Source organism: Clostridioides sp. GD02404 (genome assembly GCF_045898275.1).
Classification (GTDB): Bacteria; Bacillota; Clostridia; order Peptostreptococcales; family Peptostreptococcaceae; genus Clostridioides; species Clostridioides difficile_A.
The window spans coordinates 49,242-73,772 of record NZ_JBJOCA010000019.1 but is presented as its reverse complement, the minus strand read 5'-3'; the positions used below and the strand labels follow the sequence as shown (position 1 = coordinate 73,772).

Sequence of the window (24,531 nt, the reverse complement as noted above, 5' to 3'; positions counted from 1 at the left end):
AGAACGATAAAAAATTAGGAGGTAAATAATATGAGCAAACCGAGTTTTTATGTAACAACACCAATATACTATCCAAGTGGAGGATTACACATAGGTCATACTTATTCAACAGTAGCAGCAGATACGATAGCTAGATTTAAGCGTTTCTGTGGATACGATGTAAAGTTCTTAACAGGAACAGATGAGCATGGTGAAAAAATCCAAAAGAAAGCTATAGAACAAGGAATGTCAGAGATAGAATATCTTGATGGAATGATAAAAGATATAAAAGCTTTATGGAATACTATGGATATATCTTATGATGATTTTATAAGAACGACAGAAAAAAGACATACAGACATAATACAAAAAATATTTACTAAATTATATGAGCAAGGTGATATATATAAAGGAGAATATGAAGGTAGATATTGTACTCCTTGTGAGAGCTTTTGGACAGAATCTCAATTATTGGAAGGAAATAAATGCCCTGATTGTGGAAGAGAAACATACTTAGTAAAAGAAGAATCTTATTTCTTTAGACTATCTAAATATGAAGATAGATTAAAAGAGTTATTTAAGGATGATAGTTTCTGTTTCCCTGCTGCTAGAAAAAACGAAATGGTAGCAAACTTCTTAGATAAAGGATTAGAAGACTTAAGTGTAACAAGAACGACTTTTGACTGGGGAATAAAAGTTCCTTTTGATGAAAAACATGTAATTTATGTATGGGTAGATGCTTTATGTAATTACATAACAGCATTAGGATATATGACTGACAATGATGAAGAGTTTAAAAAATATTGGCCTGCTAATGTCCAAATAGTAGGTAAAGAAATAGTGAGATTCCATACAATAATATGGCCAGCACTTTTAATGGCTTTAGGTTTAGAAGTTCCAAAGCAAGTATTTGGGCATGGATGGATATTATTTGCTGATGATAAGATGAGTAAATCAAAAGGTAATGTGGTTTATCCAGAGCCTATAATAGAAAGATATGGAATAGATACACTTAAATATTTCTTATTAAGAGAGTTTGCATTTGGACAAGATGGAAGCTATACTCATAGAAACTTTGTAACAAGAATAAATTATGATTTGGCAAATGATTTAGGAAACTTAATAAGTAGAACTGTGGCTATGGTTGAAAAGTACAATAATGGAATAATACCAACAGCAAAAGTTTCAACTGATTTTGATGCAGATTTAAAAGAACAAGCTGTATCAACTAGAGAAAATTTTGAAGCTGAGATGGATAAGATGCAATTCCATGAAGCATTAGAGAGTGTATGGAAATTAGTTAGAAGAACTAACAAATATATAGATGAAACTATGCCTTGGGCACTAGCTAAAGATGAAGCTAAGAAAGATGAATTAGACACAGTTTTATATAATTTATGTGAATCTATAAGAATAATCGCTACATTAATAAATCCTATAATGAATGAAACAGCTAATAAAATATATGAGCATATAGGAATAAAAGGTCAAGATGATATAACTACATGGGAAAGTACAAAGACATTTGGCCTTATTGGCGAAAATGTAAAGGTATTTAAAGGTGAGCCTTTATTCCCAAGATTAGATGTAGAAAAAGAAATAGAAGAATTAACTGAGATGTTTTCTGGAAAACCTCCAGTAGAGGAAAAATCATTAGAACATAAAGCAGAAATTACTATTGATGATTTAGACAAAATAGAGCTTAGAGTAGGAAAAATAATAAGTTGTGAAAAGCATCCAAAAGCAAATAAATTATTAGTGTCACAAGTTAAACTTGGACCAGAAACAAGACAAATAGTATCAGGAATAGCTGAATACTATAAGCCAGAAGATTTGGTAGGCAAGGAAGTTACAGTAGTATGCAACTTAAAACCAGTTAAATTAAGAGGTGTAGAATCTCAAGGTATGATATTAGCAGCAGGTGATGATGGAGACCCATATGTTCTACCATTTACACAAGGAGCTAAAGATGGATGCGAGGTTCGTTAATAGGCAATTAAACAGTAAGGAGATTAAAGATGTTATTTGACTCACACGCACATTTAAATGATGAAAGTTTTGATGAAGATAGAGATGAACTTATTGGTTCATTAAAAGAAAAAGGTGTAGATTTGGTTGTAAATCCAGGTGCGGATATAGAAACATCAATAACAGCAATTGAGCTAGCAAAAAAGTATGATTTTATATATTCAGCAGTTGGAGTACATCCACATGATGTATCAAAGCTAGATGATACAGCAATAGATACTTTAAGAAAACTTGCAACTGAAAATGAAAAAGTTGTAGCTATTGGAGAAATTGGGTTAGATTACTATTATGATTATTCTCCAAGAGAAGAGCAAAAAGAGTGGTTCAAGAAGCAAATTGAGTTAGCTAATGAGTTAAAACTTCCAATAATAATACATGATAGAGATGCACATGGAGATACTTTTGAGATAATAAAAAACACTAAGAGTCCTGAAATAGGATGTGTACTTCACTGTTATAGTGGTAATGTAGAGTTAGCTAGAGAATATGTAAAAATGGGTTGTTATATATCAATTCCAGGAACAGTTACTTTTAAGAATAATAAGAAAACTAAAGAAGTAGTAAGAGAAATTCCTCTAGAAAGACTGTTTATAGAGACTGATTCACCATATATGTCACCAGAGCCACACAGAGGAAAGAGAAATAACCCTTCTCAAGTAGCCTTTGTTGCTGATAAAATAGCTCAAGAAAAAGGAATATCCTATGAAGAAGTATGCAGAGCTACAAAAGAAAATGCAAAGAAGTTTTTTAATATAAAATAAACAATTAAAATTTATAATGACATATGAAATGAGCAATTTATAAGTACAAGATGAGTATACCATTCAGTTTGAATGGTATACTTTTTTTATTTCTAGTGACTTATTTTATCTTTTTAATATATATTTTCTTAACATTGTTAAAAAAGAATTTACAAGATATCCATTAGACTTAACTGAAACATAATATCTATTTAACTTAAGTTGTTTATTATATTCTTAGATAAGTAAACGAAAGGTAAATTAAGGAGGCAAAATCTTGTATACAATTGATAGTACTAAGATATTGATAAATATGGATTTAGGAGAACTAGAAAAAATATATTCAATGATAAAAGATATATCAAGCATTTCTATAATCAAAGACCCTAACTTAGCTACAGTAATGGTAAGAGCCAATGAAAGTGTAAATAATACAACTTTTAATTTAGGAGAGATATTAGTTACAGAATGTAGTGTAAAAGTAGACGAAAGTTTAGGTTATGGAATAGTTGCAGAAAATGATGATAAGAAAGTTGTTTATTTAGCAACTATAGATGCAGTTTTACATAGCAATAACACTAAATTTGATGAGCTAAAAAATTATATAAATAAAAGTGTATATGAAGAGAACTTGAGATATGAGCAAGAGATTATTGATGAGTTTAGCTTAATTAATAAAACAAAAGTTCAATTCAATACTATGGATTAAATAGGAGGAGAGTCATGGTAAATTATACACAAGAAATATATAGAAAACTGCTAGATAGTGCTTCATTTCCTGGGAAATTAAATAATATAGATAATATAAATATAGAAAATAATACAAAACTATCAAATGGAGCAATTGGTATAGCAATTACTCTATTAGACCAAGAAGTTACCTTCTATGTAGAGAATCATACACAAGAAGATATAAAAAATATAAGAGCACTTACAATGTCAAATCAAGCAGATTATAAAAGGTCAGATTATCTATTTTTAGATACTAATTCAGAAATAGATATACTAGAAGTTAGAATAGGTTCTTTTGAATATCCTGATGAGAGTGCTACTATAATACATCAAGTAAATGATTTATCAATAGATTATCAAACTAAGTATATAAAGCTTGATTTAAGTGGTCCTGGTATAAAATCTAAAAATAGTCTCTATTTAGATGGCATTAAAAAAGAATTTCTAGAGAGGTTGTCTACTATAAATAAAGATTATCCAATAGGAGTAGATTTAATTTTAGTAGATAAAAATGGAGAACTTGCTTTTATACCAAGGTCATCAAAATTAAGTTGGGAGGTACTATAACAATGGCTTATGTAGCAGTTAAAGGTGGAGAAGAAGCTATATTACAGGCTAAAAATATACTTGAATTTTATAGAGTAAAAGGAGAGAGTTTACCTATAGATGTAAAGCAGATTAAGGAACAGATGTCTTATGCTGTAGACAAAGTAATGTCTGAAGGAAGTTTATACAATAAGGAATTATCTGCCTTAGCTATAAAACAAGCTCAAGGTGATATATTAGAAGCATCTTTTTATATAAGAGCTTTAAGGTCAACAATGCCTAGAGTTACATATTCACAACCTATAAACACAGAAGAAATGAGAATAAAGAGAAGAATATCAGCTACATTTAAAGACATACCAGGAGGGCAATACCTTGGAGCAACAAGAGATTATGAGAATAGAATACTAAATGTAGAATTATTAGAAGAAGATGAGAAAAAGAATAGAGAATTTAAAAATAATTTTATAAATGAATTAGAAAAAGTAGATGAAATCCCTAAGTTTACAAAGATATCTAATATATTTAGAGAAGAAAATTTATTGCAAGAAGAAGTGTGTTCAGATAAATCAGAGGAAGTGATAGATGATATTACAAGGAATAGTCTAAGATTTCCAGTTTCTAGGTCAGCAAAATTACAGGCTTTAACTAGAGGTGAAAGTGGAGTAGTATCAGGATTTGCTTATGCTATTGTAAGAGGGTTTGGTGATGAACATCCATATATAAGTGAACTTAGAACAGGTAATGTATCTGTAAAAATAAAACATCCAATCTATGAAGATGAGCAAATAACAATAGGCGATATGTTGGTTACTGAATGTGAAATAGTATCCAAAGCATCACAGAACAAGACTGAAAATTCTAAAAATAATTTAGGAGATAAAAATAAAATGTCCTTAGGATATGGTCTTTGTATGGGGAACAATGAGAATAAGGCTATATCTATGGCTATACTGGATAAATCTCTAGAACCAAATAGTGAAAAACTAGCACAAGATGAAGAATTTGTATTACTTCATATAGATGGAATAGATTCATTAGGATTTATATCTCACTTTAAACTTCCTCATTATGTAGATTTTAAAGCGGATGTAGAAAGAATAAAATAGTTCATGGAGGTAAGTTTAGGTGATATATAACTATGGTTTTTTAGACGAAAACACAAAAAAGGAAATAAGAAGAAAGATATTAAAAGCAGTATCAATACCTGGTTATCAAGTTCCTTTTGGTTCAAGAGAGTTGCCTATAGCTAAGGGATGGGGTACTGGAGGTTTACAATTAACACTATCATTAATTGGTAAAAATGATGTAGTAAAAGTAATTGACCAGGGAAGTGATGATTCTACAAATGCTTGTAATATAAGGAGTTTCGTTGCAGGTGTAAGTAATGTAGAAACTACAAAAGATACGTTAGAATCTACACTGATTCAAACAAGACATAGAATACCAGAAGAAAAACTAAAATCTAACCAAATACTAATATTTCAAGTACCAATACCAGAAACACTTAGAATAGTGGAACCTAGTGAAGTCGAAACGAGAAGAATGCATTCAGAAGAAGATTACAGTAGGATGTGGGTATATCTTTATGAAGATATAGTAAGATTTGATGATATATCAATAGCTGCGGAATACCCATGTAAAGTAAATGATAGATATTTAATGAATCCATCCCCAATACCAAGGTTTGACATAAAAAAATTAAATATGTCAGATAATTTATTCTTATTTGGAGCAGGGAGAGAAAAAAGGATATACGCAATTCCTCCATACACAAAAGTGGAACCTTTAGAATTTGAAGATTACAAATTTGAAGAGGAAAAATTTGAAGGAAAGCATTGTAGTTTATGTAAAAGTACAAATACATTTTTGGATGAAGTATACGATAGTGACACCAATGAAAAGTACTATAGTTGCTCAGATACAAGTTATTGTGAAAAAGTTAGGTTAAGAAATAACGGTGTAGATGTGACAATCGGAGGTGCTTGGAATGAGTAATATAAATAAAACGAAAAGAGTAGAAAACATAGACAAACAAGTATTAATAGGAAGAAATATCAATCTTATTTATGGAGATGGATGTGAGAAGTGTTTTGAAAGTACAGGATATGAAAGCAATAATATATGTAAATATTGTGGTTCTATAGTCGCATGTAATAATGTAAGTCTGGAACTTTATGAAGGAGAAGTCCTTGGGATTGTAGGTGAATCTGGCTCAGGAAAAAGTACATTGTTAAAGATACTGTTTTTTCAAGAACATGCAAATAGTGGAGAAGTATATATATCACATTACAATAAAGATGAAAATATATTAGAGCTTTCAGACCAGAAAAAGAGATATATAAAGAATCACTTTATGGGTATTGTGTATCAAAATCCTCATCTTGGTTTAAATTTGGACTTTAGCAGTGGTGGTAATATAGCAGAAAAATTATTAATGGCAAACTTGTATAATGTTGAAAAAATAAGAGATAGAGCCAAAGAACTTCTAATAAAAACTAATATACCTGTAGAGAGAATAGACCATAAACCAAAATATTTTAGTGGAGGAATGCAACAGAGAGTTCAAATAGCAAAAGCTCTTTCAAATAATCCTCCAATATTGTTACTAGATGAAGTTACAACAGGTTTAGATGTATCTGTGCAAGCAGAGGTGTTGGATTTAATAAGAGAAATTCAAAGAGAATTAAAGATTTCTATGGTAGTTGTATCTCATGACTTTGATGTTATCAAGATGCTTGCAGATAGAACAATTGTAATGAAAAATGGAAGTGTGATTGAGTCTGGTCTTACAGACCAAATAATGGAAGACCCACAACACCCATACACTCAGCAACTTATAAATTCACTGTTATAAATATTGTTTGTAAATAAGTAAAATGGGGGCTTTAAATAAAATGAAAGAAACTATACTTAAGGTAAATAATTTTAGTAAAGATTTTGAACTACATGCATTAAACAAGACTATAAAAGCATGTAATAATATAAATTTTGAAGTTTTAAAAGGGGAGTTCTTAGGAATAATAGGTAAATCTGGAGCAGGTAAGTCAACTATATTAAAAAGTATTTATAAAACATACATACCAACAACTGGAGAAATAATATTTAACTCAGAAATATATGGAAATGTAGACTTAGCTAAAATTGGGGACAGAGAAATGATAAACCTTAGAAAAAAGGAAATAGGGTATGTATCACAGTTTTTAAAGACACTGCCACGTATAACTGCAATTGAACTAGTAGTACATTCATTAATTGAGAGCGGATTTGAAAAGATTTGCGCATATGACATGGCAAAGGATATACTCAATCAATTTGAAATAAAGGAAAATTTATGGGATGCTTATCCAAATAATTTCTCTGGTGGAGAAAAGCTAAGATTAAATCTTGCTCAAGCAATGGTTAAAAAGCCTAGACTCTTGTTACTTGATGAACCAACTGCATCACTTGATAATCAATCTAAAATATATGTAAAAGAAAAAATGTTGGAACTTAAAAGTCAAGGAACTACAATGATAGGAATTTTCCATGACATAGAATTTATGGAAACTGTTATAGATAAGACCTTTACTATGGCAAAAGGGACTATGAGTGAAAGCGGGGTAGCCTAGATGATAAAGCTAATTCATAATGCAAATATTGTATTAGAGGATATAATACTTGAAAATGCTCATTTAATTATAGAAGGAGATACAATAAAAAAAGTATCAAATGATAAGATTGATTATGCATTTGATTTTAATGAGATAGATGAAGTAATAGATGCAAAAAACCTATATGTCATACCTGGTATTATAGATATTCATAGTGATGCCATTGAAAAGGAAATAGAGCCAAGACCAAGTACATTGTTACCATTTAATATGGCATTTTATGAGCTTGATAAAAAACTACCTGCAAATGGAATAACTACAGTTTATCATTCTATATCTTTAGGAGATGGAGTAGGGGTTAGAAGTATTGATAATTCTTTAAAGATGATTAAAAATATCGATTCATATAAAAACATAGATAGTAAGAGTATAAATCATAAAGTACATTTAAGATATGAAGTATTATATCATGAAGGTTTAGATAAGGTTTCAGAATTATTGGAACAAAATAAAATAGACTATTTATCAATAATGGACCATTCTCCAGGCCAAGGTCAATATACAAATCCAGCATTTTATAGAGAGTATGCTACTAAAGTATGGGGAGTTACAGAAAATCATGTTGATACATGGTTAAATGGTTTAGTAGATTTACATGATAATTTGGATTGGAATAAAATAGCTAATGTTATAGGAAAAGCAAAAAATAAAAACATAAATATTGCTTCACATGATGATGATACGTTAGAAAAGGTGGATTTTATAAAAAATATAGGCGTCAATGTATCTGAATTTCCTATAACTCTTGAGGTTGCAAAACATTCAAAGAAGCTAGGTGTCTTAACTTGTTTAGGAGCACCTAATATTGTAAGGGGAAAATCTCATAATAACAACTTAAAAGCAATGGATGCTATATTGGAAGATTGTTGTGATATTGTTTGTTCAGATTATCTTCCATCAGCTATGATAAAATCTATGTGCATAGTTGCAGAAAAAACTAACAATTTAAATAAAGCAGTCAATTTATTTACTTCAAATCCAGCTAAAGCAGTAGGCATATATGATGAAAGAGGTAGCATAAAAGAAAATAAAAAAGCCGATTTAGTTTTGTTAGATATTGATAGTGAGTATCCAAAGATTGTAAATACTATTGTAAATGGAAATACAGTTTATAAAAGGGAGGTATAAATATTGTTAACGGATTTACATTGTCATACAAGTATATCAGATAATAATTTAACTACAGAAGAAATAATAAAAAAAGCATCAGAAAAGAATATAAATGTACTAGCAATAACAAATCATGATACTTTATCTGGATTAGATGAAGCTCTTGTACTTGGAGAACATTATGGAGTGACAATAATACCAGGGATAGAAATCTCAGCTTATGATTATAAAAATAGAAAAAGAGTTCATATTCTAGGGTATAACATAGATTTAGACAGTCAAGAAATAAAAAACTTATGTAATCCAATGGTATGTGATAGACATAAAGCATCTGTTAAGATGGTAAATAAAATTATGGATTTAGGGTACAAAATATCGCTAGAAGATGTAAAGAAATACTCATCAAGGACTGGAATATTTAAACAGCATATAATGAAAGCTCTCATAGATAAAGGATATACAGATAATATATATTCTAGTCTATATAAAGAATTGTTTCATAGAGGAAATGGCAAGGCATATGTATCCTTAAAGTATGTGGATTATAGAGATGCAATAAAAGCTATAAAGAGTTCTTGTGGAATTTGTGTATTAGCTCATCCTGGTCAAATGGATAATTTCAGTGCTATTGAAGATATGGTAAAAGTAGGATTAGATGGTATAGAAGTATATCATCCTTCGCACAATAAAGAATTAGAAAAAGAATCACTTTTTTATGCTAAGAAGTACAACTTGGTAATTACAGGAGGTTCAGATTACCATGGAGATTATTCTCAGCATAATTATGAACTTGGAAGCAAGAGCTTAAATAGAGAAGACTTATTTAAGTTCAGGTTGGCTTTAGGAGGGATTTTATAAATGTCTTTTTTACAAGTAAAAAATATAAGTAAAAGTTATGGACAAGTCAAAGTGTTAAAAGATATATCTATTGATATTGAAAAAGGAGAGTTTATCTGTTTATTAGGTCCAAGTGGTTGTGGTAAAAGTACATTGCTTAGAATAATTGCAGGTCTTGAGGATAAGCATGATGGAAAAATAATAATAAATGATAAGGATATGACTAATTCGCCACCTGAAAGCAGAAATTTTGGTATAGTTTTTCAGTCATATGCACTATTTCCAAATATGAATGTTTACAAAAACATAGCTTTTGGATTAGAAAATAAAAATATAAGTAAATCTAACATCGATAAGAAGGTTAAAGAAGTGCTAGAAGTTGTAGAATTGAGTGGATATGAGAAAAAATATCCATCACAATTATCTGGAGGACAGCAACAAAGAGTAGCATTAGCTCGTGCAATTGCTTTAGAACCAGACTTTTTACTTCTTGATGAACCGTTATCTGCATTAGATGCAAAAGTAAGATTGAAACTAAGAGAGCAGATTAGAAGTCTACATAGAAAGCTAGGAATCACAACTATAATGGTAACTCATGACCAAGAAGAAGCGCTTTGTTTGGCTGACAAAATGGTGGTTATGAATAGTGGAGAAATAATACAGGTTGGAACACCAAAAGAAGTGTATAAAAATCCTAACACACCTTTTGTAGCTGATTTTATAGGAACAATAAATTTTATAGATGATGGGATTAATAAAATAGCTATTAGACCAGAAGATATAAAAGTAGAGTTTAATGAGGACTCTAAAGATAAGGATGTAAAAATTGGTGAGATTTTGGATATTGAATTTAGAGGCTTTAATTATAGAATTACAGTTGAATATTGTTCTAAGCAAATGAAGTTAGATGTAGTTTCAAAAGTTGCTGAACAGATGAAACTATGTATAGGTTCTAAAATAAGCTTTAAGATACCTAAAGAAGGAATCGTAGAGTATAAATCAGAGGGATGTGCTTAATAGCTAGAGGTGAATAAATGATAACAGTAAAAAACAAAAGAAGAATAGGTGATAGCACGATACAAAAATGTTTTTTAGTTTTTTCAGTAGTTTTACTAATAATATTTATATTGTTTCCATTAGTATCATTATTAAAAAATGCATTCTTAGATACAAATGGAAATTTTATAGGATTTTCAAACTTTAGTAAGTATATTGAAAATCCAAGTCTTATAGCATCATTTAAAAACTCAATTTTTGTATCTACAGTTTCATCTTTAATATCATTATGTTTAGCATTTATATATTCGTATGCAATAACGAGAACAAATATAAAGTTTAAGAACTTTTTTAAAACAATGGGGATGTTTCCACTTTTTGCACCAACCATGTTATATGGTATCTCACTTATATACCTTTTTGGAAATAAAGGAATCTTTACCGCAATGGGGTTTGAAGTGCAATTATATGGTCCATTAGGAATAATCATTTCTCAGATACTATTTACATTTCCACAAGCATTCTTAATATTATCTGTTGCACTCTCAATGGCAGATTATAGACTTTATGAAGCGGCGGATAGCTTGGGGGCTAGTGAATTTAAGAAATTCTGTAAAATTACAATTCCAGGTATAAAGTACTCGCTAGTGAGTTCATTCTTTGTATCTTTTATACTTGCATTTACAGATTTTGGGGCAGCAAAGGTAGTTGGAGGAAACTATAATGTGTTGGCTACTGACATATATAAACAAGTAGTAGGACAATTTAACATACCAATGGGGGCAACTGTTTCTATGGTAATGTTGATTCCTGTATTGATAGCTTTTACATTAGACAAGATGGCAAGTAAAAAGCAAGGAATGACTATAACTGCAAAATCTATGCCATATAAAATTAAGGAAAACAAGCTTAGAGATAGAATGTTTTTAATAGCATGTAGTTTTATAACTTTATTAATCTTTGTTTTGATATTCGTTTCAGTTGTAGGTTCAGTTATAAAGCTATGGCCATATAATTTAAGTTTTACAATGGAACATTATGCATTTAAAGGTATCTTGGGAAGTGGGATAAAAACTTATTTAAGTAGTTTAAAAATATCAACATTGACAGCAATATTTGGAACTATATTTGTATTTTTTAGTGCATATATGATAGAAAAGGTAGATAAATTTCCTAAATTAAGACAAACTGCTTACTTTTTATCGATGATACCTATGGCATTGCCTGGATTAGTTTTGGGTATATCATACATAACTTTTTTTAACTCATCAAATAACCCATTAAACTTTCTGTATGGAAGTACAGCAATACTAGTAATAGTAAATATAGTTCATTTTTATTCAGTATGTTTTATAACTTCAAATTCATCTTTAAAGATGTTGGATAAAGAATATGAATTAGTTGCAAAATCTATAAATATACCATTTTATAAAGTGTTTTTTAACATAACAGTTCCAATGTCTATAACATCAATACTTGAAATAGTAGTATATTATTTTGTAAATTCAATGGTTACTGTTTCAGCATTAATATTTTTATATACTCCTCAAACTCAGACTGCATCAATATCAATACTAAAGTTAGATGAGATAGGATATATAGGACCATCGGCTGCTATGGCAGTATTAGTGCTTTTAACAAATATAGTAGTAAGGCTTTTGTACGAATTTGTCACAAAGAAGTTGAAAAATAACACACAAAAATGGCAACAAAAAGATGTTGCTTAGGGGAGGTAAAAATGAAATTTAAGAAGCTAGTTTCTTTAGGAGTATTATCAACACTTTTATTGAGTGTAATAACTGGGTGTAGTACTGCTTCATCAGGTTCAGATTCAAAGACTGATAGTAAGACAAAAGGGGATTTAACAGTTTATACAGCAATTGAAGAAGATAGTATAGAACCATATCTGGCAACATTTAAAAAACAATATCCAGATATAAAATTAAATATCGTTAGAGCATCAACAGGAGATATAACAGCTAGACTACTTGCTGAAAAAGATAATCCTCAAGCAGATGTTGTATGGGGAGTTGCAGCTACAAGCTTGTTAGTTGCAGATGACCAAGGAATGTTAGAGCCATATGCTCCAAAAGGCTCTGAGGAAATAGAGTCTGCTTTTAAGGATGATAAGGAAGTTCCTTCTTGGGTTGGAATAGATGCCTGGATGACAGGTATAACAGTAAATACTAAAGAATTAAAAGATAAAAATATACCAGTTCCTAGTTCTTATGAAGATTTAACAAAACCAGAGTATAAAGGTCTTATATCTATGCCTAATCCATCTTCTTCTGGTACAGGATATTTAACAGTATCAGCGCTTATACAAATAATGGGAGAAGAAAAAGCTTGGCAGTACATGGATAAATTGCATGAAAATATTGGTGTATATACTCAATCTGGTTCAGCTCCAGCTACATCAGCAGCTTCTGGAGAATACCCTATAGGTATATCTTTTGGATATAGAGGTATAAAACTAAAAGAGGAAGGCTATCCAGTAGAAGTTGTATTTCCAAAAGAAGGTTCTGGATGGGATATAGAAGCAAATGCGCTTGTGAAAAAAGACGATATAAAAGAAGCTTCAAAAGTATTTTTGGATTGGGCAATAAGTAAGGATGCAATGAATGAATACTCTAAGAATTATGCTGTTACTACAGTTTCTACAGGAAATCCAATTCCAGAAGGATTCCCTAAAAAGCCATTAGAACAAATGATAGATAATGATTTAAAATCAGCAGCAAAAAATAGAGAAACTATATTAAATAAATGGATATCAAAATATGATGGAAAAACAGAAAAAGAGAGTTAAACTTATAGTAAATTAACTTAAAATAAAGTATACCAAAATAAAATGATAATTTACAAATATAAAAAGGTGAATTCCAATAGATGGAGTTCACCTTTTTATATATAAATATTCTATTGACAGAAGGATATAATGAATATTAAGAAAATATATTTACAGATTGAATATGCAGAAGAATATCTTTAATCATATTTGGAAATAAGGTTATAAAAAACAAAGTCTATATTAATCTAATAAAATAATTTTTTAATAAGATATGTTTTCAAATAAAAATAAATAGTTTAGTACCTTGATTAAATCAAATAAAAACTTTAAAATAAAGAGATGTAAAGAAAAACTAAAAATGAATAAAAGGTGAATTTATATGATAAAAGAAATAATCGTAGTAGAGGGTAGAGATGATGTTACAGCAGTTAAGAGAGCAATAGATGCAGAACTTATAACTACAGGTGGATTTGGATTTCCAAAAGGTGTAATGGAGCGTATAAAATCTGCTAATGAGAGATGTGGTGTTATAATATTTACAGACCCAGACTTTGCAGGTGAAAAAATAAGAAAAAAAATAGCATCAGAAGTTCCAGGATGTAAACATGCATTTCTACCAAGAGAAGAAGCTAAAAAAGATGGAGATATAGGTATTGAAAATGCTACGCCTAAAAGTATAATAGCTGCTTTAAATAAAGTCAGAACTGAAAATACAGAAAAAAGAAATGAATTTAAACAAGTTGATTTAATTAGAAATGGTCTTATAGGCAATGAAGATGCATCACTTAGAAGAGATACACTTGGCAAAATACTTGGAATTGGATATGGAAACGCGAAACAATTTTTAAATAGATTGAATAATTATGGAGTTGAAAGAGAAGAATTTATAGATGCATTAAAACAGCTCTAAGTGTAATATTTAGTATGTGAAAAATATTATATAAAATGGATGTAAAATAACAGGTTAATTTAAGATAAAATATTTCTAATAAATACTTTATTTTAAATACATACGAATATGTATAATTAAAAAAATTAAATCTTAAAATAAGTTAAAAGGAGTAAATAATGGATAGACTATCTTCACATAGTGCAACAAAAGAAGTAGTACAAAAATATAATTTTAAATTTTCAAAGTCTCTAGGTCAGAATTTTTTGATAGATAGTAATATAATTGATAAAATACTGGTTGGAGCTAGAATTAAAGAAGGCGATAATATAATAGAAGTGGGGCCTGGTATAGGTACACTTACTCGTGAAATGGGTAAAGTAGCACAAAAAGTAGTAGCTATAGAAATTGACAGGAATTTAATCCCTATACTGAAAGACACATTGTCAGATTTAGATAACACAGAAGTAGTAAACAAAGATATATTAAAAGTAGATATACAAGAACTAATAAAAGAAAAATTAAATGGTGGGCCAGTTAAGCTTGTGGCAAACCTCCCATACTATATAACTACCCCAATAGTTATGAAATTTTTAGAAGAAGATATACCTGTAACAGATATAGTGGTCATGGTTCAAAAAGAAGTTGCAGATAGAATGAATGCTATGCCAAGCACTAAAGATTATGGAGCATTATCTATAGCTGTTCAATATTATTGTGAAACAGAGATTGTAGCAAAAGCTCCAAGACATATGTTTATACCACAACCAAATGTAGATTCTACAGTTATAGGTCTACATGTAAGAGCTGAAAAAAAATATGATGTTCATAATGAAGAACTATTTTTTAAAACAGTAAAAGCATCTTTTGGACAAAGAAGAAAAACTCTTCTCAATTCGTTGGGAGGACTTGGTTTTCTTAATAAAGATGAAATAAGAGAAATATTAAAAGAAGCTAATATAGACGAAAAAAGAAGGGGCGAAACTCTTAGTATAGAAGAGTTTGCAGTTCTTTCAAATATAATAAATACAAAAGTATCTTCTAAATAGAAGGTACTTTTTTTTATTTTATCAACATATATTGTTTAGAGAAACTGTGTTAAGGGGGGATTGCAGTGGGTTCTAAAAGAAAGTTTAAAAGAGACTATATAATACTAGAAGCTAAAGACATAAACTTTAGATACAAAGAACGAGTACTGCCAAAAGCTTTTGCAAAAGTTGAAGTAAATGATGAAAAAGCAATTATTGCATTATATGTAGAAAATCTAAAATATGTTAAAGATGGGTATAAAGCAGTGGCAATAAAAGGTGACCATGGATTGATAGACTTGGGAAATATAATTTTAAATGAACAAGGAAGAGGTGAATTTGTTTTAGATTTAGAAGATTACGATGATGAGATAAAAGGTATTGCGTTATTGTATGAAAGAAACATACCTTTAATTGGATTTAAAGGAAATAAGATTGAAAATTATGAGGACATATTATTCCAAGAGATAGAAGAAGAATATGAAGAAGAATATGAAGAATTGGAAGAAGACGAAGAATATGAAGAGTCAGACGCTGAGGAAGAGAGTGATAGAGAAGAAGGGAATGACGATGAAGAATATATTATAGAAGAATATGATGAAGATGAGTATGAAGATTATTGGGAAGATGATGAAGACGTTGAAGAGGGAGAGTTAAAAGCAAGAACGGATATAGAAGATTCTAGTGATGAGGAAATAGAAGAATTTAATAACTATAAGGAAATAGAAAATTATAATAAGGTTAAAGAACAAGAAGAATATAGAGATATGGAGTATGATGAGGAATATGACGAAGATGATGAAGAAGATTTTGAAATAAGTAGAGAAGAAGAAGCTATCGTTTCTTCAAAACCTACTAAATCAAAGAAAGCTCAAAAAGAGTTAAATAATATTGAAAAAATAAAAAGAGCTAATGGAATAAGTCAAGGAGATAGTGGAAATAAACAAGCTGGAACATTACTTATGCCTAGACAAATAAAGAAAGGTTTGAAACTTTTTAGAGAAGTAAAACCTTTTGCGACAGATTATATAGATAAGACAAGATGGTGGAAAATAGAGATAAACCCTACAACTCTATGTGGATATACAATGCCACATTTAGGATATTTAAATGTGTTGAATTATACGATGTATAGTGATGCAGTATTAAATTCATATAAATATAGACATTACTTATTTGGAGTTCAATATGATGAATATAATAAAAGAAAACATTATATATATGCTATTCCGGGAAATAGAAGTGAACAGCCAGACAATGGAAGTACAGGATTCTTAAGATACCAAGCTTGTGACAATAGAACAAATAGTTTAGGATATTGGTTATGTTTTATAGATTCTAGACAAAGAAATATAGTCAGATAGAAATAGTGAAAATGCAAGAATTTAGCTTTAACTTTCATTTTACTAAAATAAATTAATGAAAGTAATATAAAAACTTAAAAACTATTGATAATATTTAAATATTACACTACAATATATGTTGAAATACCTATTATATTATGGAGGAAAATTATGATAAACGAGCAAAGAATTTTAAACGAGTTCCTTGAATTAATACAGATAGACAGTTTATCTTTAAAAGAGGGGAATGTTGCTAAAGTATTAGTTAAAAAATTAGAAGAAATAGGTTGTTCAGTTGCAGTAGATAATGCTGGTGAAAAAACAAATGGAGAAACTGGCAATATAATAGCTACATTAAAAGGAAACAAAGAAGGTAAGAAAATATTATTTAGTTCACATATGGACACAGTAACTCCAGGTATAGGAGTAAAACCTATAGTGGATGAAGCAAATGGAATAATAAAAAGTGATGGTACTACAATATTAGGTTCTGATGATAAAGCAGGTATAGCAGCTATATTAGAAGGCTTAAGATATATAAAGGAAAATAACATAGAACATACTGATATACAAGTTGTATTCTCTATATGTGAAGAATGTGGATTAGTTGGTGCTAAAAATTTAGACTATGGAAAAATAGATTCTAAATATGCTTTTGTATTAGATAGTGGAGGTTCTCCTGGAGAAATAATAGTAAAAGCTCCTGCACAAGATGTAATAAATGTTAAGATATTAGGAAAGACTGCTCATGCAGGTCTTGAGCCTGAAGCTGGTATAAGTGCTATAATGGTAGCAGCTAGAGCAATAGAAAATATGAATTTACTTAGAATAGATGAAGAAACAACTGCTAACATAGGAATTATAAACGGCGGAACAGCTACAAATATAGTAACAGGTGAAGTTAATATAGTTGCAGAAGCTAGAAGTTTAAAAGAAGATAAATTGGATGTTCAAACTAAACATATGGTAGATACTTTTGAAAAAGCTGCCAAAGATTTTGGAGCTCAAATTGAAATAGATGTAAACAGAGCATATACTCCAATTGATGTTAGTGAGGATTCTGAAATAATAAAACTTGCAAAGAAAGCTTTTTCAAACTTAGGTATAGAAGGTCATACTGAATCTACAGGAGGAGGTAGTGATACAAATATATTAAGTAAAAATGGTATCGAAGCTATAACTTTAGGAATAGGTATGAAAAATGCTCATACATTAAGCGAACATATAGCTATAAAAGATTTATATGATTCTGCTAAAATGGTAGTAGAGATAATAAAAGAAGCATAAATTTAAATAATAGTGTATAATATATATCGCCTAGCTTAAGCTAGGTGATTTTTCATTTTATAGAAGATTGATAATCTCTATTGAAAGTAAAGAGTATACATTTGCATGTAATAGTAAGTTTAATTTATATCCAGATGTATGTTTTTGATATAATATTAGAGTCGTTTTAGAAGGAGGAATAAAAATGGAAACAAGGTATGAGGAAGCAAATAAAATAACTATACAATCAATACTTTGGAATATAGCATTAACAATAATTAAGATGATAGCTGGGGTTATTGGTAACTCTAGTGCAATGATTGCAGATGGTTTACATTCAGCATCAGATATCATAAGTTCGATAGGAGTATTAATAGGTAATTATGTATCTTCTAGACCAGGAGATAGAGAACATAATTATGGGCATGAGAAAGCAGAAACATTGGTATCATTCGTATTATCAATATTACTTATATTTGTTTCTATAACAATAGGTATAGAGGCAATTAAATCTTTATTTAACTTAGATGCATTAAGTGTTCCATCAATATTACCATTAGTTGTATCAGTTATTTCAATCTTGATAAAAGAGTATCAATATAGAATAACAATAAAAATTGCTAAAAAGATAAATTCTCCAGCCTTAAAAGCTGATGCTTGGCATCATAGGTCAGATGCATTATCTTCAGTAGCTGCTTTTATAGGGATAGGAGGTTCTATTTTAGGCTTTAAGCCTTTAGACCCAATTGCATCAGTTGTAGTGGCCATATTTGTAGCTAAGGTAGGAATAGATATACTTATAAGTTCTGTTAATGAATTGATGGATGTTTCAGTTGATGAAGAAGAAATAAAAGAATTAAACTATATTGTAGCAGATACAGAAGGCGTTAAGAATCTAGGAGATATAAAGACTAGAAAACATGGAGCTATGGCATATGTGGATTTGACTATATGTGTTGATGAAAACTTGACAGTTAAGCAAGGTCATGACATTGCTACTAAACTTGAAAAACATATAATAAAACACATGGAATTTGTAAAAGGTATAACGGTTCACGTTGAACCATGTACTAATTGTCAAGGAAATAAGTGTAATAAATAATTAAACCTTAAAAAAAAGTGTAAAAAGTTATATAATTGTTTTATGATTATAAACTCTAGGGGTGGTTAAATGAGTAAGAAAAGAAAACTAAAGAAAAAAGCTGCGATATTAATAGGAGTGGTTGTTTTCTTTATAATATACTTTATATCCTTCAAAATAGGATTGAATATGGAAAAGGATAAAAGTGAAGTTCCAAAAAAGGTAGAAAGAGAAGAAGAAGATACTCGGTCTTTAATGACTCAAATAAAAGAGAAGAAGAAGATTTATATATCAGATAAGAACATAGAAAACATAAAAATCGAAGAAGATATGTGGGATGAGATAAAGTTCTTTTTCTCAGATTTTAAGAAAGTAAGAAATACCACATCTTCTTATGAAGCAGTTTACGAAGGTTATTCTGATGATGGTGTTAAGTTTTCTACAGACCTTAACTTTTTTAGAGTATATACTGTAAACAAAGAAGAGTATTATAAAGTTCCAGTTGATTCTAAGAGTGCTTTTAAGAAGCTTTTAGATGAAAGTATATATACTTCATTTGACCTCTTAAGTCACTATAAAGATTGGAAAGAAGTGACTATATCTCATGGAAAAGAAATTAAAAAGGTTCATAGATGGAAGTTTGATGATTTAGCGCATAAGATGATTTCAAAGAGGGTTGTAGGGAAAGTTCAGCCTGAGAAAAGTAAAGAAAGAAGTGAATATAACTTTACTATAGACATAAAAGGCGATAATTTTGCTGTAAAAGTTGAAACAATGGGAAAAGATTATGTGAAAGTCACTTCTAAAAAAACTGTATCTTACTATGAGGTTCATACAAGTTTGTTTGATTATCTTAAAAACGAGATATTTGAAATTGGAAAGAAATAAGATTTTAAGAAGGCTATCAAATCAGATATTTGATAGCCTAAATTACTTTTTATATATTATTTTTCAACCAACAAGTCTGCAACTTTATAAATTGGACCAGCACCAGCAGTTATTACTAAATCATTATCATTAACATTTTCACGTAAATATTTTACTATATCTTCAAATTCTTTTATGTAGATAGCATCTACATTGTTTTGATATAACTTTTCAACTAAGTCTTTAGAATGTATGTCTCCTGGGTCATTTTCTCTAGCAGCATATATATCTGTTATTATAACTTTATCAGCTGCATAGAATGCTTCTGAGAATTCACCTAAAAGAGATTTTGTTCTAGTATAAGTATGTGGCTGGAAGATACACCATAAAGTGGATTTTTTTAATTTTTTAGCAGCAGCTAAAGTAGCTTTTAATTCAGTTGGATGATGTGCATAATCATCTATTACTAAAGCATTTTTATAATATCCTTTAGTCTCAAATCTTCTTCCTACGCCTTTATAAATCTTTATATTTTTTCTTATAGTCTCTAAATCAATACCAGAAACAAGAGCTGCCATTATAGCAGAAGATGCGTTGTATATATTATGAAGACCATATACAGAAAGTTCAAATTCTCCTAGGTCTCTTCCTTGATATTCTATTTTAAATATTCCATGACCACCATTGTCAAAGTGAATATCTTTTATTACAGCATCATTATCAGAGTCTCTACCGTATTTTATAATAGTAGCCTTAACATCGTACAATATGTCATCAACATTCTCATCATCACCATTTATTATGAAATAGCCATCTGGAGGTAATAGCTTACCAAATTTGTTAAAAGAAGCCTTGATTTCATCTATACCAGAGAAATAATCAAGATGGTCTTCCTCAACATTTAAGACTATAGATATTTTAGGGTTAAAATTAAGGAAGCTATCTACATATTCACATGCTTCAGTTATAAAGTGGTCAGAATTACCTATCTTAACATTACCACCTATCATACTTAAGTTACCACCAACTAGTATAGTTGGGTCTAAATCTGCATATTCAAAGATTGTAGATAACATAGATGTTGTAGAAGTCTTTCCATGTGTTCCAGAAACTGCTATAGAGTTCTTATATTCCCTCATGATTTGGCCTAAAAAAGTAGCCCTGTTCATTACTAATTTATTTTTTTCTTTAGCAGCTATAAGTTCTTCATTGTCTGGATGAACTGCTGCTGTATAAACAACCATATTTACATTATCTGATATGTTCTCTTTTTTCTGACCGATATAGATAGTTGCCCCTTGGTCTCTAAGTTTGTCTAATAGATATGATTCGTTTGAATCCGAACCTGAAACTTGGTAACCTTTATTGATACATATTTCAGCTAATGCACTCATGCTGATACCGCCAATTCCTATAAAGTGTATATTCATAATAAAACCACCTTTCTTTTTAATTAAGTCCTACAATATGAACTATTTTTGTGGTATAATAATATAATGTTCAATATTTTATAATTAATATGCATATAATATTATATGTATTTTATTTTTGAATATAATAAAACATAAGTAATATTATACCACAATAAGAATTGTTATGCATTAGTTAGTTTAACGTTATATAAAGGTACTTGTAGGAGGAAATAGCAATGAAATTTAAAAGAACAGAGAGAATTGGAGCGATAGTTAAAATACTATCTGACAATCCAAATAAAATATATACATTAAGTTATTTTACAAATCAATTTAATGCAGCAAAATCAACAATAAGTGAAGATTTATTAGTTGTAAAGAATGTATTTGAAAAACTTCATTTAGGTAAAGTTATAACTATCTCAGGAGCAGCGGGAGGCGTAAAATATATACCTAAAACTTCTATAGCAGAAAATGCAGAGTTCTTAATGGAATTATGTGAGAAAATATGTGACAAGTCTAGAATATTATCTGGTGGTTTTTTATACTTGATTGATTTAATTTATGACCCTACAATAGCTGCTAAAATAGGAAAGATATTTGCCTCAAATATTGATTATGTAGATGCAGATTATGTTGTAACAATGGAGACAAAAGGTATACCTATGGCACTTATGACTGCTAAAGCTATGAATTTACCTCTAGTAATAATAAGAAAAGATATAAAAGTATCAGAAGGTCCTACTCTTAGTATGACATATGTGAGTGGTAATAGAAGTTCTAAGGTTGAGAGTATGAGTTTGCCAAGAAAAGCCCTTAAGCCAGACAGTAAGGTTATAATTATAGATGATTTCATGAGGGGTGGAGGTACTATAAAAGGAATGGTAGACCTTATGAATGAATTTGGTGCAGAAGTTATAGGTACTGGAGTATTCATATCTACAACAAACCCTTCAGAAAAGATGGTAAAAGATTATATCTCATTAATTCAGCTGGATGTCGATGGAGATAAAATAGTAGTAGAGCCAAATTTAAAGACTTTTAAAGATGAATATAGAAATGAAGATTTAGATGAGGAAGAAGATTCAGAATTTGAATTTGAGATAGATGAAGATTAATAAAAAAAATATTTAGAAAAATATGTAAAAATAAAAAGAGGATATCCCTAGTTGTTCATAGAATTACTTAAAAAACAGTTTATATTAATTTATTCCAGCGATAATAATTTTAATATAAATTAATTTCTGTCAAAATCAAAGGGGGATATTTTGGTATGAAGATAACTGACGTAAGAGTAAGAAAATTAACAGAAGAAGGTAAGATGAAATGTATAGTTTCAATAACTTTCGATAATTTGTTTGTAGTACATGATATAAAAGTTATAGAAGGCCATAATGGCCTATTTATAGCAATGCCTAGCAGAAAAGTAGGCGAAGGAAATTTCAGAGATATAGCTCATCCAATAAATGCAGAAATGAGACAAGTTTTAGAAGATGCAGTTTTACAAGCGTATCATGAAGCATTAGTTCAATGGGAAGTAGCTGCTGAATAATAATAAATATATAAAATGGAGAGAGCCCGAACATTTAGGCTCTTTTTAAATGGAGAATTTGTATTAAAATATGTACTTTTTAGTAAAAAAGTGCTATATTATTAGTGATAATGTATATGTTGTATACAAATTGTCAAATAAATGTATTATAATGTATATTGATTGAGAGAATAATACGAATAAAATTAAATTGATTGAATGGAGTGTATCAATGAACTTTAAAGCTATAATCCTTGCCGCAGGCAAAGGAACAAGAATGAAGTCTAAATACCCAAAAGTTATTCATAAAGTATGTGGAAAAGAAATGGTCAACCATATTATAGATGTTTCAAAAAAATCTGGTGTAAAAGATACTGTTGTGATTTTGGGACATGAAGCTGAGGTAGTAAAAGAAAAACTAGCAGAAGAAACTATAATAGCTATGCAAACAGAACAGCTTGGAACAGGACATGCTGTAAAGATGGCTAAAGAATATATTAATGATGAAGATATAATAGTTGTACTTTGTGGAGATACTCCACTTATAAAGGAAGAGACATTAAAAAAATTATTTGAATATCATATAGAAAATAAATATCATGCCACAGTTCTTACAACAAGAGTTGGAAACCCAACAGGTTATGGTAGAATAATAAGAGATAAGAAGGGTGACCTTCTCAGAATAGTGGAACAAAAAGATGCAAATTCAGAAGAAAAAATGATAAGTGAGATAAACTCTGGAATTTATTGTTTTAATGGTAAGAGTCTTAGAGAAGCGTTAGATTTGTTAAATAATAACAATGCACAAGGCGAATATTATTTAACTGATACTGCTAAAATAATGAGAGATAAAGGTCTTAAAGTTGGTGCATTTGCAGGTTCAACTATTGAAGAGCTTATGGGTGTTAATTCAAGAGTAGAATTATCAAAAGCAGAAGAGATTATGAGAAGAAGAATAAATGAATCTCATATGGTAAATGGAGTGACTATAATAAACACTAACTCTACCTATATAGAATCTGATGTTGATATAGGTAATGATACTATAATATATCCAGGAGTTATGTTACAAGGGAAAACAAAGATAGGTTCAGATTGTATAATTGGGACAAATTCATCTATAACAAATTCAGAAATAGGTGATGGTACAGAAGTAAAAAATTCAACTATAATTGATAGTAAAGTTGGAGAAAATACTACTATTGGTCCATATGCATATCTAAGACCAAAGAGTAACTTAGGAAACAATGTAAAAATAGGCGATTTTGTTGAAGTAAAAAATGCTGTTATAGAAGATGGTTCAAAGGCATCTCATCTTTCTTACATAGGAGACGCACATGTTGGTAAAAATGTAAACATTGGATGTGGAGTAGTCTTTGTAAACTATGATGGTAAAAACAAATTTAAATCAATAGTAAAAGATAATGCATTTATAGGTTCAAATTCTAACCTAGTTGCACCAGTAGTTGTAGAAGAAAAAGGATATATAGCAACTGGTTCAACAATAACACACGATGTTCCAGATGGAGCCTTGGCAATAGCTAGAGAAAGACAAGTTATTAAAGAAGGCTGGGTAGAAAAGAAGAATCAAAAAGATGCAGAAGGTAAGTAATCATTAGTTTATTATTTTGGCTAATAAATTTAGCTCGAAATTATTATAAATTATATTCACTAGGATTTTAAAATTTTCAGGAGGGTTACATAA

The 24,531-nt window shown here is 29.5% G+C and carries 23 protein-coding genes; 22 read left to right on the top strand and 1 reads right to left on the bottom strand.

The genetic code is table 11. From position 1 onward, the window contains the following. Window positions 1–30: 30 nt before the first annotated feature. The 19 genes from metG to Q3287_RS12450 all read left to right on the top strand — a co-directional run bounded on the left by metG (window position 31) and on the right by Q3287_RS12450 (window position 19,904). Window positions 31–1,968, top strand: coding sequence for a methionine--tRNA ligase (gene metG, locus Q3287_RS12540; protein WP_054277773.1), 1,938 nt, complete (start codon window positions 31–33; stop codon window positions 1,966–1,968). Window positions 1,969–1,997: 29 nt separating this feature from the next. Continuing rightward, entirely contained in the window at window positions 1,998–2,768 is a 771-nt protein-coding gene (locus Q3287_RS12535) for a TatD family hydrolase (protein ID WP_407964150.1), read from the top strand. A 256-nt stretch (window positions 2,769–3,024) separates the two neighbouring features. Next, a complete protein-coding gene (phnG, locus tag Q3287_RS12530) occupies window positions 3,025–3,456 on the top strand; it encodes a phosphonate C-P lyase system protein PhnG (RefSeq protein WP_054271970.1) in 432 nt (143 codons plus the stop codon). 14 nt (window positions 3,457–3,470) lie between these two features. Further along, window positions 3,471–4,046 carry a phosphonate C-P lyase system protein PhnH gene (gene phnH, locus Q3287_RS12525; protein ID WP_407964149.1) on the top strand — a complete coding sequence of 192 codons (576 nt, stop codon included), beginning with the start codon at window positions 3,471–3,473 and terminating at the stop codon, window positions 4,044–4,046. A gap of 2 nt (window positions 4,047–4,048) precedes the next feature. Then, window positions 4,049–5,134: a carbon-phosphorus lyase complex subunit PhnI gene (locus Q3287_RS12520; protein ID WP_054271968.1), complete on the top strand. Its 1,086-nt coding sequence runs from the start codon at window positions 4,049–4,051 to the stop codon at window positions 5,132–5,134. A 19-nt stretch (window positions 5,135–5,153) separates the two neighbouring features. Next, window positions 5,154–6,023, top strand: a complete 870-nt coding sequence (locus tag Q3287_RS12515; RefSeq protein WP_054271967.1) for an alpha-D-ribose 1-methylphosphonate 5-phosphate C-P-lyase PhnJ — start codon at window positions 5,154–5,156, stop codon at window positions 6,021–6,023. Then, window positions 6,016–6,882 (top strand): ATP-binding cassette domain-containing protein, encoded by an 867-nt coding sequence (locus Q3287_RS12510; protein ID WP_054271966.1) that lies wholly within the window; start codon window positions 6,016–6,018, stop codon window positions 6,880–6,882. Before Q3287_RS12515 ends, Q3287_RS12510 begins: the two co-directional genes overlap by 8 nt. Before the next feature lie 40 nt (window positions 6,883–6,922). Next, entirely contained in the window at window positions 6,923–7,636 is a 714-nt protein-coding gene (locus Q3287_RS12505) for a phosphonate C-P lyase system protein PhnL (RefSeq protein WP_054271965.1), read from the top strand. Continuing rightward, window positions 7,637–8,806, top strand: coding sequence for an alpha-D-ribose 1-methylphosphonate 5-triphosphate diphosphatase (locus Q3287_RS12500; RefSeq protein ID WP_407964148.1), 1,170 nt, complete (start codon window positions 7,637–7,639; stop codon window positions 8,804–8,806). It abuts the gene before it with no gap. Window positions 8,807–8,809: 3 nt separating this feature from the next. Then, window positions 8,810–9,646 carry a PHP domain-containing protein gene (locus Q3287_RS12495; RefSeq protein WP_407964147.1) on the top strand — a complete coding sequence of 279 codons (837 nt, stop codon included), beginning with the start codon at window positions 8,810–8,812 and terminating at the stop codon, window positions 9,644–9,646. Next, window positions 9,647–10,642 carry an ABC transporter ATP-binding protein gene (locus tag Q3287_RS12490; RefSeq protein ID WP_407964146.1) on the top strand — a complete coding sequence of 332 codons (996 nt, stop codon included), beginning with the start codon at window positions 9,647–9,649 and terminating at the stop codon, window positions 10,640–10,642. 17 nt (window positions 10,643–10,659) lie between these two features. Beyond that, complete coding sequence (locus Q3287_RS12485) at window positions 10,660–12,348, top strand: putative 2-aminoethylphosphonate ABC transporter permease subunit (protein ID WP_219673895.1); 1,689 nt, start codon at window positions 10,660–10,662, stop codon at window positions 12,346–12,348. A gap of 11 nt (window positions 12,349–12,359) precedes the next feature. Next, window positions 12,360–13,427 (top strand): putative 2-aminoethylphosphonate ABC transporter substrate-binding protein, encoded by a 1,068-nt coding sequence (locus Q3287_RS12480; RefSeq protein WP_219673896.1) that lies wholly within the window; start codon window positions 12,360–12,362, stop codon window positions 13,425–13,427. Window positions 13,428–13,788: 361 nt separating this feature from the next. Continuing rightward, complete coding sequence (rnmV, locus tag Q3287_RS12475) at window positions 13,789–14,319, top strand: ribonuclease M5 (RefSeq protein ID WP_074180073.1); 531 nt, start codon at window positions 13,789–13,791, stop codon at window positions 14,317–14,319. Window positions 14,320–14,477: 158 nt separating this feature from the next. After that, window positions 14,478–15,347 (top strand): 16S rRNA (adenine(1518)-N(6)/adenine(1519)-N(6))-dimethyltransferase RsmA, encoded by an 870-nt coding sequence (rsmA, locus tag Q3287_RS12470; RefSeq protein ID WP_054271958.1) that lies wholly within the window; start codon window positions 14,478–14,480, stop codon window positions 15,345–15,347. Window positions 15,348–15,412: 65 nt separating this feature from the next. Continuing rightward, window positions 15,413–16,690 carry a hypothetical protein gene (locus Q3287_RS12465; protein ID WP_407964145.1) on the top strand — a complete coding sequence of 426 codons (1,278 nt, stop codon included), beginning with the start codon at window positions 15,413–15,415 and terminating at the stop codon, window positions 16,688–16,690. 150 nt (window positions 16,691–16,840) lie between these two features. Next, the gene (locus tag Q3287_RS12460) at window positions 16,841–17,956 is read left to right on the top strand and encodes a M20/M25/M40 family metallo-hydrolase (RefSeq protein WP_054277753.1); all 1,116 of its coding nucleotides are present in this window, start codon (window positions 16,841–16,843) and stop codon (window positions 17,954–17,956) included. Window positions 17,957–18,140: 184 nt separating this feature from the next. Continuing rightward, complete coding sequence (locus tag Q3287_RS12455; protein ID WP_054277752.1) at window positions 18,141–19,037, top strand: cation diffusion facilitator family transporter; 897 nt, start codon at window positions 18,141–18,143, stop codon at window positions 19,035–19,037. 69 nt (window positions 19,038–19,106) lie between these two features. Next, on the top strand, window positions 19,107–19,904 hold the full coding sequence (locus tag Q3287_RS12450) for a hypothetical protein (protein ID WP_054277751.1): 798 nt from the start codon (window positions 19,107–19,109) through the stop codon (window positions 19,902–19,904). A 56-nt stretch (window positions 19,905–19,960) separates the two neighbouring features. Here Q3287_RS12450 and murC read toward each other — a convergent pair whose 3' ends face one another. Further along, window positions 19,961–21,313 (bottom strand): UDP-N-acetylmuramate--L-alanine ligase, encoded by a 1,353-nt coding sequence (gene murC, locus Q3287_RS12445; protein ID WP_054271953.1) that lies wholly within the window; start codon window positions 21,311–21,313, stop codon window positions 19,961–19,963. A 218-nt stretch (window positions 21,314–21,531) separates the two neighbouring features. Between murC and purR the strand changes: the two genes are divergently transcribed. The 3 genes from purR (at window position 21,532) to glmU (ending at window position 24,438) form a co-directional block, all read left to right on the top strand. Next, complete coding sequence (gene purR / locus Q3287_RS12440; protein WP_054271952.1) at window positions 21,532–22,413, top strand: pur operon repressor; 882 nt, start codon at window positions 21,532–21,534, stop codon at window positions 22,411–22,413. Window positions 22,414–22,568: 155 nt separating this feature from the next. Beyond that, window positions 22,569–22,847, top strand: a complete 279-nt coding sequence (spoVG, locus tag Q3287_RS12435) for a septation regulator SpoVG (protein WP_003421453.1) — start codon at window positions 22,569–22,571, stop codon at window positions 22,845–22,847. A gap of 211 nt (window positions 22,848–23,058) precedes the next feature. Then, complete coding sequence (gene glmU / locus Q3287_RS12430; RefSeq protein WP_407964144.1) at window positions 23,059–24,438, top strand: bifunctional UDP-N-acetylglucosamine diphosphorylase/glucosamine-1-phosphate N-acetyltransferase GlmU; 1,380 nt, start codon at window positions 23,059–23,061, stop codon at window positions 24,436–24,438. The last annotated feature ends 93 nt before the right edge of the window (window positions 24,439–24,531 follow it).